Raw genomic sequence first — 337 nt, forward strand, 5'->3', positions numbered from 1 at the left:
GCCTAATTTGGCACTGACCAATTATCATAATATTGATTTTGGTCCGGCTCCTGATGTCAGTATTTTTGACAGTATGGGCCCTTATGGCGGGATTGAACAAAAGCTCACCGGTTTTGCCTTTTCCGATACGGTGAGCATGTTTGATGAGCGTTTGCAGGTGACTGCGGGGGCGCGATATCAGCGTGTTGAAAACCAGCAATATCTGTTGCCAAGCCATATGATGGCTGTGGATTATGATGAAAGCCGTGTGACGCCTGCTGTTGGTGTGCTGTTTAAGGCGACAGATAATGTTTCTGTCTATGCCAATTATATTCAGGGGCTTAGCCAGGGTGAGGCC

General features: G+C 47.5%; 1 protein-coding gene. It reads left to right on the forward strand.

Annotated elements, in window-relative coordinates; genetic code table 11:
- A partial coding sequence (locus HBA93_RS19755) for a TonB-dependent receptor domain-containing protein (protein ID WP_221724421.1) occupies positions 1–337 on the forward strand: 337 nt, incomplete at both ends.

This window comes from Ochrobactrum sp. SFR4 (assembly GCF_019730395.1).
GTDB lineage: Bacteria > Pseudomonadota > Alphaproteobacteria > Rhizobiales > Rhizobiaceae > Pseudochrobactrum.